Genomic DNA, 9,041 nt, shown 5'->3' with positions numbered 1-9,041 from the left:
GTCCCGAAATCAGTGGGTCGGCGATTTCGACCAGGTCAACCCGAAACTTGGGCTGATGTGGGAACTCACGCCCGACACCATCCTGCGTCTCGCCGCATTCCGCACCTTCGACCGGGGCATCGAGGAAGATCTAACCATCGAGCCCACCCAGATCGCCGGATTCAATCAGTTCTTCGATGGTTTTCCGGCGACGGATGCCCGGCGTTACGGCGTTGGCCTGGATCACAAGTTTTCGCCCGGTCTCATGGCCGGCCTGGAAGCCTCGTTGCGCGACGTAATCGTTCCTCTGCCTCTCGCCACGGCTTTGGATGCTCCTAGCTTTATCTCGAAAAGAGAAGAAATGCTGTACCGCGCCTACGGCTACTGGGCGATCAGCGATTATTTCGCAGCCAGCCTGGAGTATCAGTTCGATATATTCACAGATGCGACTCACCATGAAACGATCTACCAGAACCATATCGTTCCGCTCAGCCTGAGCTATTTCCATACCTCGGGCCTATCGAGCTCCGTCACGGTGACCTATGTCAATCAGGAAGCCCTTGAGGGCAACGACGAGTCCTTAAAGGGGCACGACGACAACCAATTCGCGCTGCTCGATTTTTCCCTGAAATATCGCTTACCCTATCGTTACGGTACGGCAGGGTTCATTGTCAAGAACCTGCTGGATCAAAGATTCGATTTCCTGGGGCAGAACGCCTTCGGGGGTCGAACGAGGCGCCTGGAGGAGACGCCTTTGTTTATTCCGGAAAGGACGATGTTTTTTCAACTCACGCTGGCATTTTGAGGGCTCCGAAGTGATGTCCCGGAATGCACGCCAAATTGGGAGGGACGTATGAGCGATCAGGCATCACAACAACAAAAGGGCAACGCGGCTTGGGAATTCGTCAAACGATATAAAAAGCCGTTGATAGCGGGCGGCGCCGGCGGCGGCGGGCTGCTCTATGCGGCAGCGCAATGCAGTTTCCTTTGTCCGGCCGGGTACTGGTTTTGGGTTGGGTCCGGCTCTTGCATACCGTGCTGAACTGACCGGGAGGGTGCGCCACGCGCACCCTCCGTCTTGCCGCCGAATCCGCCCGCCGCTCCCCGAACCGCAAACCGCCCGCCCCGTCTTCTTCCACCCGCTCTCCAAATTCCCCGATTTTGTAGGTCGGCAATCCTTTGCCGACGTTAACCGGTCGGCCGGCGCATTCGTCGGCAAGGGATTGCCGACCTACGAACTTTTCCCGCCCGTTCTCCAAACTCCCCCGCTTTCGTAGGTCGGGAATCCTTTCCCGACACAAAGCCGTCGACCAGCGCACTTGTCGGCAACGGATTGCCGACCTACGACCGTGCCTCCCTGTAGGTCGGGAATCCCTTCCCGACACAAAGCTGTCGACCAGCGCACTTGTCGGCAAAGGATTGCCGACCTACGATTGTGCCGCCAAGTAGGTCGGCAATCCCTTGCCGACGCGCAGGGCCGGAAAAAGCTTAATGATCTATATTTCGGCTACCACTGATTCTTTTACGCTCATGCCTCGCTATCGACGGTATTGTCTTGCCGGCCACCCCGTCTTCGTTACCTTGGTCACCCATGGCAGGAATCCATGGCTTGCCGACGAAGCTTCCGTGCAGATCTTGCTCGCCTCCATGAGGTCGGTTAAGGCGGTTTATCGCTATAGGCACTTGGCGCATGTCGTATTGCCGGACCACTTCCATTGGCTGTTCAAACCGGATGACGCGGCCCATCTGCCAAAGATCGTGGCCGCCGTAAAACGGGAGGTGACCTGGCGTTTCAAAACCGTCGCCGGTTTGCCGGGCTCTTGGTGGCAGAACCGATTCTATGATCACATCGTTCGTGACCAGGACGATTTAGCCCGGCATTTGGATTACATCCATTTCAATCCGGTCAGGCATGGGATTGCCCGGAATCCGGGCGCATATTCGCACTCCAGCTTCCATGAATGGCGAAGACGCGGCGCCTATCCCGAAGGTTGGGGAGCGAGCGAGCCGCCGTCGATCCAGGGAATGGATTTGGATTAGCGAATGGTCGCGAAAAGGGTTTGTCGGCAAGGGATTGCCGACCTATGATCGTGCCGCTTTGTAGGTCGGGAATCCTTTCCCGACACAAAGCCGGTCGATCAGCGGGTTTGTCGGCAAAGGATTGCCGACCTACGATTGTGCCTCCCTGTAGGTCGGGAATCCCTTCCCGACGCAAAGCCGGTCGACCAAGATTCGTCGGCAAGGGATTGCCGACCTACGGCTATTCGGGCACGCCGACATCGGTCCGGCTGTCGGCCGCGTCATCCAAATCCTACAGAAAAATCAGCCGTGGATGACAAGCCTTTTTGCCTCAGTTGAAAGAAGATACACCGGGTTACACGCCGCCGAATCGTGCGGACGCAAGCCGTCGGCAAGCTTTCACGAATCAGTCCAATAACAACACGCAGAAGGGATTCACTCTCAAGGGTTTTTAGACACTTCATACCAACTGATTTGGGAGAACTTGAATGTTGTGGAATCGACATCATCAGGCATTGTTAGGTTTGTTCGTGATTTCGATGGCGATCGCACCCGCCGCGCAGGCGGCGGACGGCACGTGCGGCATCGATAGCTTGAAAGGCCGCTACGGCTTTCAGGCGTCCGGCCGAGTGGAAGGGCCGACCAAAACGAAGTCCGGGCTCGATTTTTCCGATAAGCAGACGGTTCATTTTGCCCAGGTGGGCACCATCGAGGCGGACGGCGAAGGCCATGCCTTGATCACAATGACATCGACCAGCGATAGACCCAAAGGCAGCGCCGTTTATACCGTCAACCCCGATTGCACCGGCACCATCCGCTACTTGGTGGGCGATCCCGAGGCCGACGCGGCCGAGAACGGTCCGGGCTATGCCTTCGTCCTCAAACCCGACAATACCTTCAGCTTCATCAGCACTATCACCAACATGGTCCTGACCGGCTCCGCCTGGCAAATCACCGATGCCACCAGTGAACCGGTTCCGGACGGAACGGCAAACGCAACGGGCGGCGCCGGCGGCGGGGGGCTTCTCTACTATGCCGCAGTGCAATGCAGTGTTATTTGTCCGAACGGGTGGTGGTGGTCTATCGGAGCCTTTAGTTGCGTACCGTGCTGAACTGACCGGGAGGGTGCGCCACGCGCACCCTCCGTCTTGCCGCCGAATCCCCCGCCACTCCCCGCACCGCCAACCGCCCACCCCGGCTTTCCCCGCCCGTCTCCAACACCACCGATTTTGTAGGTCGGCAATCCTTTGCCGACGCCACGGCCCGGCCAACGGCTTCGTCGGCAAGGGATTGCCGACCTACGAACTTTTCCCGCCCGTTCTCCAAACTCCCCCGCTTTCGTAGGTCGGGAATCCTTTCCCGACACAAAGCCGTCGACCAGCGCACTTGTCGGCAACGGATTGCCGACCTACGACCGTGTCACCCTGTAGGTCGGGAATCCTTTCCCGACGTTAACCGGTCGGCCGGCGCGTTCGTCGGCAAGGGATTGCCGACCTACGACCGAGCTACCCGGTAGGTCGCGAATCCCTTCGCGACATTACCCCACTCGGCCTGCCGACCTACGACTACTGTCATTACACCGAAAACGCCTCGCTCCCTAGACCTCCGAGCGCACTGCACCAAAAAGGGGAATATTTCACAGAATTCCGTTCTCCGGGCGCGTAAGTTGAGTCTAGTTCCCGCAAGAACATCGGCTCATTCCGAATGGACGATATGCGCGGTTCCGTTCCGCGTCTTCGGACGAGCATTTTGAAAATATCCGACACGATCAGCCTGGGCGATCAACTCAAACGAATAGGCTTATGACATACATGGTTCAAAGAGGCTTTGCCGGACGCTCCACCAGGCTTCTCTATATCGGCATGTCGGTGATAACGACGATCTTTGCCTTCATATTGGCCCTGGTGCTGTTCGTCTTTCTTCCGCGGGATAACTTCGAAACGTCGGCGCGTACGAAAGAACGTTCATCCTCCGGAGTAGTCGTGAACGCCACCGGAATCGATAATCCGGCGAAAGCCGCACTCCCCGAAAAACCGGAATCGGAAAATGAATGAATTCGCTAAGGCTGTGGCCGGCGGAGCTAAACGTACAGGCAGTCCAACCGTCCTCCGCCTTAGATAATCCGATTACGCCTCCGAGGCGACTCTTCGGGACCGAAATTCAGCGCCGGTCCCCTTTTTTTGAGGCCAATGGATCGAATATAAACTAACATTTAGATCTATCGCCCGTCGCACCGTACCTCGAAACTCGAAAAACGACGGGAGAGATCGAGTGTTTTCGTTTTCTTCAGTTGAACGCGATTGTGTCGAAAGAAACGCTTCAGGGGTTAAAAAGCGTCCCCTATTTTTCCGAAGTGCCCGACACCGCTCTGGCGGAACTGGCTTCCTGCGCGGCCATAAAAAGCTATCCCAAGAATTCGATCATCATTCGCGAGGGCGAAGAAGGCGGAGCGCTGTTCATTATTTTGTCCGGCAAGGTGCAGGCTTATCTGAGCAGCGCAAACGGGCGCATGGTGATTCTTTCGACTCAGGGTGCGGGCTCGTTTTTCGGGGAGCTGTCCTTGCTGGACGGCGAACCCCGTTCGGCTTCGATAACCGCCCTGGAGCCAACAGTGTGCAGCCTGATTCCGCGGCTCGCATTGAAGACTTGGCTGAAAAGCCATCCGGACGCCGCATCCAGCATTATCCGGAGCCTCACTCAGCGGATCCGCAGTTTGACCGAGAACGTTCGAGGGCTCGCGCTGTCGGATGTGTACGGGCGATTGGTTAAAACCCTTTACGACATGGCCGTCGAGAACGAAAACGAATGGATCATCCGGGAAAAGCCGACCCATCAGGATCTGGCCAACATCATCGGCTGCTCGCGGGAGATGGTCAGCCGGATCATGAAGGACTTGGAACGCGGCGGCTATCTTTCCGTAGAACGCAAATTCATTCTCATCCGGCGCAAGTTGCCGGCATCCTGGTAACGGAATCGGCGGCCTTCGGCGGTTATGTCGGCAAAGGATTGCCGACCTACGAACCGGTGCCGCGAAGTAGGTCGGGAATCCTTTCCCGACGGAGCTGTCTTCAATCGTGACCCTTCCAATCGCAAACGGTGTCTCCGGGAGCACCGGAGCCGCCCTTCCAATCGCAAACGGTTGCTTTAGCCGCGACCTTCCAATCGCAAACGTCGCTTTAGTCGCGACCTTCCAATCGCAAACGGGCCTTTAATCGGCCCCTTCCCTGCCGGAATGTTGGCCCGAGGTTTTGTGTAGATATCCCGGCTCCGGGGAGCCGGGGCATAAAACACATGCTCGGACTCGGAAGCGGCAAATGCTACCATTCTCTACTGAAACACTAAGAATTGTTTGACGCCGCGCTGTTGGCCAGACGCGGCGTGGTTTTTCGCACCGGAAGAAAAAAGGTTCTCGAATGGTTTTGAAGCAGAAGATTTTACTGGCGTTTTTTTTGGCGATCTTTCCGCTCGCTGCCCTGGCCATCCCGGCTGAAGGTCAAGCTTTGGATCTGACCGGGCATTTTGTCGGCTATCTGGCGATCGCCGCGTTCGTGCTGGCTTATATCTTCGTCGTCTTGGAAGAAGTCACGGAACTCAAAAAATCCAAACCCATGATGCTGGCGGCGGCGATCATCTGGGCCGCGATCGCCGTCGTCTACAACCTGCAAGGCCAGCCGCAGCTCGCCGAAGACGCGGTGCGGACCTTGGTGCTGGATTACGGCGAACTGCTCCTGTTCCTGATCGTGTCGATCACGTACGTCAATGCGCTCGAGGAACGGCAAGTATTCGAGGCTGTCAGGGCCTGGCTGGTCAGCAAGGGTCTCGGTTATCGCTCATTGTTTTGGATCACCGGGATTCTGGCCTTTTTCATCTCCTCCATCTCGAACAATATGACCACGGCGATGTTGATGACCGCCGTCGTAATGGCCGTCGGCAAGGATAACCCGCGCTTCGTCGCGCTGTCCTGCGTCAACACCGTGGTCGCCGTGAATGCCGGCGGCGCATTCTGCCCTTTCGGCGACATCACGACGCTGATGGTTTGGCAACAGCATAAAGTTACTTTCTGGGGCTTTTTCGTTCTGTTCGTTCCGGCGGTCATCAATTTCGTACTGCCCGCCGCCATCATGCATTTCGCGATACCGGACGCGCGCCCGGCCGAAATCAAGGATGTCACCAAAATGAAGCGGGGCGCCAAACGGATCGTCGCCTTGTTCCTGCTCACCATCGCGACTGCCGTCGTGTTCTCCAATATCCTGCATTTGCCCGCCGCGGTGGGAATGATGGCAGGTTTGACGTATATCCAGTTCTTCGGCTATTACCTGCACATCACCCATCGAGAAGAACCCGAGGTGCCGACCGAGCTATTGGAAAGGCACGAGGAGGAAGAAGAGGCAGAAGCCCTACCTGGCGAAGAGCGGTTCGATATCTTCCAGAAATTGGCACAGCTGGAGTGGGACACGCTGCTTTTTTTCTACGGCGTGGTGCTGTGCGTGGGCGGACTCGATTTTCTGGGCTATTTGGGGCACGTCTCGCAGTATCTCTACGGCGAATTGGGAGCGACTCCGGCGAACATTCTGGTAGGCATCGCCTCGGCCTTCGTCGACAACATCCCGGTCATGTTCGCGATCTTGTCGATGAACCCGGATCTCTCTATGGGACAATGGCTTTTGGTAACCCTGACCGCCGGAGTCGGCGGCAGCTTGCTGTCGGTCGGCTCGGCGGCGGGCGTCGCGCTCATGGGGCAGACGCGAGGCGCCTACACGTTTTTGAGTCATTTGAAGTGGATGCCGGCGATCGCGCTCGGCTATGCGGGCAGCATCGTCGCCCACTTCTGGCTCAATGCCGCGCTGTTCTGAATGGCGTTAAGCCTACTAGTTTGCGTCGGGAAAGGATTCCCGACCTACTTCGCTACAAAGCGGCACAATCGTAGGTCGGCAATCCCTTGCCGACAAAGCCGTCTAAAAAGACGTCTCGAACGGCTTCCGGCCCTTTTTCATCATGACCCCGTAACGGAACAGCACGGCGCAGACCGCTCCGGCCAGAATCGCCGTGACATCCATGCCGATTCCCAGCCAAAAGCCGTGTGTATGAAACGACTCGCCCAGTAGTGAGCGGAGCACGACTTGCATCCAAAACAGGAAACCGCCGTAATAAACGATGACCCCGGCTATGGCCCAAGCCAATGCGGGCAGATTCAACCGTTGAGCGGTTTGATAGAACCAAACCGCGATCGCCAAGATGACGATCATCGATAATGCCGCAATCATAGTTGTAGTTGCCTCCCGTTCGATTTTTTCGGCACTCTATCAAACCGGACAGCGGGCGTGAAGAAATGGAGGCGACCACCAAACCGCTATGTGCAAAAATTTTGTGCAATCGTGTGCAACCCTTATGTCATCGGGTCTGGAAGAAATTGTTCTAGGCTTTTGCAGAACTTTATCCACAGATTTTGTGAATAAGTGTTTCATTAGAGTGACAGCCATCGTTGCCTCTAAAGGAATTTTTCAGAATGCTCGAACTGCCTGAAACATCGATGACCGCGTTACTGGCCGACCTGCCGGAGAACCTGCCCGAGGAAAAATTCGAAGTTCTGCTGGAAACGCCGGCTTTCCGGCTGGAGCGGATTCTTTCCAAGGGACATGCCACACCGGAAGGACAATGGTACGATCAGGACTGGGACGAATGGGTGCTGCTGCTTCAAGGTCAGGCAAGACTCGCGATCGAAGGGCGGAATGGCGAAACGTTTTTGCACCCCGGCGATGCCCTTTTGCTTCCGGCCCATTGCCGTCATCGCGTAAACTGGACTCCGCCGGATACGATCACCGTATGGCTGGCTTTGCACTATGGCCGAGGCTCTACCTCGAAACCGATCACCAAATGAAAAGGAGAGTACGAGATGAGCGATATCCGTATCGAAAAACAAGTCGGCGAAGACCGGCTCAAATCGCTGGGCGTACGGCAATGGCCGGTGTGGAGCAAGGAACCGTCCGAATTTCCGTGGACTTACGACGAGACCGAAACCTGCTATCTCTTGGAGGGCCGCGTGATCGTGACGCCTGAAGGCGGCGACCCCGTGGAATTCGGCAAGGGCGATCTGGTGACCTTCCGGACCGGCCTGCAGTGCACCTGGAAAATCCTCGAAACCGTGCGCAAGCACTACAACTTTTCTTGAGACCGGCTCGGGAACCGATCCTGTTCGGAGCGGTCTGAAGGGCGAGCCGGTATCCGGCGAAGACATTCAAACGAGAGCAACACCATGAGCAAGAAAACCAAGCGACCTCAGATCCCCCAGACCAATCCCGTCGCCAAATATGCCGGGAAGTTCAACCGAGCCGCCACGTTCCGCGACGGCCACACCTATACCCGCAAGCTCAAACACAAAGGCCAGGAGCCTTTTCCGATCCGCGCCGCCTGATCGGAAAAGGCTCTTGGATGGAGAAACAGCACGTCGGGAATCCCTTCCCGACCGACCGGCTGACACGGCCGTAGGTCGGCAATCCCTTGCCGACAAAGCCGCTGGCCCGGCCATGGCGTCGGGAAAGGATTCCCGACCTACCGAGTAACACCGATCGATCGGTCGAGCGGCAAGGCGACCGAACGTTGCCATGGTGGGTTACGGCGCACGCGAAGCATAGTGTTCTACGGCCAGCCTATACCGGAGTGCGCCTAACCCACCCTACGAAATCCCGGTTTCCGTCGTTACACCAAAGCGAAAAATGACCCGTGGTAGGGCGGGTTAGGTGCGCCGTCACGCAACCTGCGCGTAGACCAGCGAGTCAGGCGCGCACCGTAACCCGCCAAACGAGCGGCAAGGCCACCGAGGAAAAAAGCGCATGGAACGTTACTCGCGCTCCCGTCCCGGTGGAAACTTTTCCTCTCATCCGGTTGTTTCCAGCAACTGGGCCAGATCCAGCAAGCTCGGAAAGCTGAGCGCCGCCCACTTCGACAGTTTCCGGCGGATTTCGTGGCGCCGTTGAATCAGAACCGGAACAGTTCCCGCCGCACGGGCCGCTTCCAGGCCGGTTTCCGAGTCCTCCAGCACCAGG

The 9,041-nt window shown here is 57.1% G+C and carries 10 protein-coding genes; 9 read left to right on the top strand and 1 reads right to left on the bottom strand.

Annotated features, from left to right (window positions below):
* The 6 genes from ABJK70_RS15820 to nhaD form a co-directional block, all read left to right on the top strand.
* Window positions 1–784: hypothetical protein (locus ABJK70_RS15820; RefSeq protein ID WP_347258439.1), on the top strand; the 784-nt coding region annotated here is incomplete at its 5' end.
* Window positions 785–1,470: 686 nt separating this feature from the next.
* A complete protein-coding gene (locus tag ABJK70_RS15815; protein WP_077730964.1) occupies window positions 1,471–2,019 on the top strand; it encodes a transposase in 549 nt (182 codons plus the stop codon).
* A 467-nt stretch (window positions 2,020–2,486) separates the two neighbouring features.
* Complete coding sequence (locus ABJK70_RS15810; protein ID WP_347258438.1) at window positions 2,487–3,110, top strand: hypothetical protein; 624 nt, start codon at window positions 2,487–2,489, stop codon at window positions 3,108–3,110.
* A gap of 690 nt (window positions 3,111–3,800) precedes the next feature.
* A complete protein-coding gene (locus tag ABJK70_RS15805; protein WP_086133017.1) occupies window positions 3,801–4,052 on the top strand; it encodes a hypothetical protein in 252 nt (83 codons plus the stop codon).
* A 248-nt stretch (window positions 4,053–4,300) separates the two neighbouring features.
* Window positions 4,301–4,966 (top strand): Crp/Fnr family transcriptional regulator, encoded by a 666-nt coding sequence (locus ABJK70_RS15800; protein WP_139840984.1) that lies wholly within the window; start codon window positions 4,301–4,303, stop codon window positions 4,964–4,966.
* Window positions 4,967–5,411: 445 nt separating this feature from the next.
* The gene (nhaD, locus tag ABJK70_RS15795) at window positions 5,412–6,851 is read left to right on the top strand and encodes a sodium:proton antiporter NhaD (protein WP_086133019.1); all 1,440 of its coding nucleotides are present in this window, start codon (window positions 5,412–5,414) and stop codon (window positions 6,849–6,851) included.
* A gap of 102 nt (window positions 6,852–6,953) precedes the next feature.
* On the opposite strand, the gene ABJK70_RS15790 is transcribed toward nhaD, so the two are convergent.
* On the bottom strand, window positions 6,954–7,262 hold the full coding sequence (locus ABJK70_RS15790; protein WP_240502555.1) for a hypothetical protein: 309 nt from the start codon (window positions 7,260–7,262) through the stop codon (window positions 6,954–6,956).
* 242 nt (window positions 7,263–7,504) lie between these two features.
* Here ABJK70_RS15790 and ABJK70_RS15785 point away from each other — a divergent pair, with 242 nt between their 5' ends.
* The 3 genes from ABJK70_RS15785 (at window position 7,505) to ABJK70_RS15775 (ending at window position 8,410) form a co-directional block, all read left to right on the top strand.
* Window positions 7,505–7,876 (top strand): cupin domain-containing protein, encoded by a 372-nt coding sequence (locus tag ABJK70_RS15785; RefSeq protein WP_347258437.1) that lies wholly within the window; start codon window positions 7,505–7,507, stop codon window positions 7,874–7,876.
* 15 nt (window positions 7,877–7,891) lie between these two features.
* Window positions 7,892–8,167, top strand: coding sequence for a cupin domain-containing protein (locus tag ABJK70_RS15780; RefSeq protein WP_086133021.1), 276 nt, complete (start codon window positions 7,892–7,894; stop codon window positions 8,165–8,167).
* An 84-nt stretch (window positions 8,168–8,251) separates the two neighbouring features.
* Entirely contained in the window at window positions 8,252–8,410 is a 159-nt protein-coding gene (locus ABJK70_RS15775; RefSeq protein WP_347258436.1) for a hypothetical protein, read from the top strand.
* The last annotated feature ends 631 nt before the right edge of the window (window positions 8,411–9,041 follow it).

The sequence above is a fragment of the Methylocaldum sp. genome (assembly GCF_039794385.1).
Taxonomy (GTDB): Bacteria; Pseudomonadota; Gammaproteobacteria; order Methylococcales; family Methylococcaceae; genus Methylocaldum.
The sequence above is the reverse complement of the archived record's forward strand: the minus strand, read 5'-3'. Positions and strand labels throughout refer to the sequence as shown.

What these genes read in the sequence shown, in the direction of transcription:
- ABJK70_RS15810 (WP_347258438.1), top strand. Translation starts at nt 2,487, where the DNA reads ATGTTGTGGAATCGACATCATCAGGCATTGTTAGGTTTGTTCGTGATT.
- ABJK70_RS15785 (WP_347258437.1), top strand. Translation starts at nt 7,505, where the DNA reads ATGCTCGAACTGCCTGAAACATCGATGACCGCGTTACTGGCCGACCTG.
- ABJK70_RS15805 (WP_086133017.1), top strand. Translation starts at nt 3,801, where the DNA reads ATGACATACATGGTTCAAAGAGGCTTTGCCGGACGCTCCACCAGGCTT.
- nhaD (WP_086133019.1), top strand. Translation starts at nt 5,412, where the DNA reads ATGGTTTTGAAGCAGAAGATTTTACTGGCGTTTTTTTTGGCGATCTTT.
- ABJK70_RS15780 (WP_086133021.1), top strand. Translation starts at nt 7,892, where the DNA reads ATGAGCGATATCCGTATCGAAAAACAAGTCGGCGAAGACCGGCTCAAA.
- ABJK70_RS15775 (WP_347258436.1), top strand. Translation starts at nt 8,252, where the DNA reads ATGAGCAAGAAAACCAAGCGACCTCAGATCCCCCAGACCAATCCCGTC.
- ABJK70_RS15790 (WP_240502555.1), bottom strand. Translation starts at nt 7,262, where the DNA reads ATGATTGCGGCATTATCGATGATCGTCATCTTGGCGATCGCGGTTTGG.
- ABJK70_RS15815 (WP_077730964.1), top strand. Translation starts at nt 1,471, where the DNA reads ATGATCTATATTTCGGCTACCACTGATTCTTTTACGCTCATGCCTCGC.